This window comes from Acinetobacter lactucae, assembly GCF_013344765.1.
In the GTDB taxonomy this organism is placed as follows: Bacteria; Pseudomonadota; Gammaproteobacteria; order Pseudomonadales; family Moraxellaceae; genus Acinetobacter; species Acinetobacter lactucae_A.
The window spans coordinates 1-733 of sequence record NZ_JABVBF010000383.1; the positions used below are offsets into that span (position 1 = coordinate 1).

General features: G+C 48.8%; 1 protein-coding gene. It reads right to left on the minus strand.

Annotated features, from left to right (window positions below):
- Positions 1-733: Ig-like domain-containing protein (locus tag HUN22_RS17465; protein ID WP_174732027.1), on the minus strand; the 733-nt coding region annotated here is incomplete at both ends.

Consider the following 733-nt stretch of genomic DNA (forward strand, 5'->3'; position numbering starts at 1 on the left):
TACCATTAATAGTTAAGCTTGTATCATTGGTAATGAAGTCTGTAGCTGATAAACCAGTATCATCACTGATGCTTTCAATCGCAATCACTGTGGTTGCTGAAGGTGCTGTGCTGTCTACAGTCACAACACTAGTGTCCGTACCAACATTTCCTGCAAGATCTGTTGCAGCCACGGTAACGGTGTGCGGACCGTCTATCAATGCAGAGAGAGTATCGTCTGCAAGAGTCCATGTTCCATCACCATTATTGACTGCTGTATAGTTCACACCATCCACACTCACCACTACAGTCGCAGTAGGATCATCAATCGTACCGGTCAATGCAGGTGTGCTGTCGTTGGTTAATACATCGTTAAGCGCTACTGTCGGTGCTAGTCCATCTACCACTGCTGTAGCTGGAGTAGATGTGTTGCCTGCAGGATCTGTGCTGACTGCTGTAATGGTGTCCCCATCCGACAAGCCTGGGTTTGGCACACTCCAGCTACCATCCGTTCCAGCCACAACTGAAGCCGTACTACCATCTGGATAAGTGACTGTTACTGTCGAACCTGGTTCTGCTGTACCTGTAATCGGATCTGTTCCATTAACAGGATCAATCACTGGTGTATTCGGTGCTAGTCCATCTACCACTGCTGTAGCTGGAGTAGATGTGTTGCCTGCAGGATCTGTGCTGACTGCTGTAATGGTGTCCCCATCCGACAAGCCTGGGTTTGGCACACTCCAGCTACCATCCGT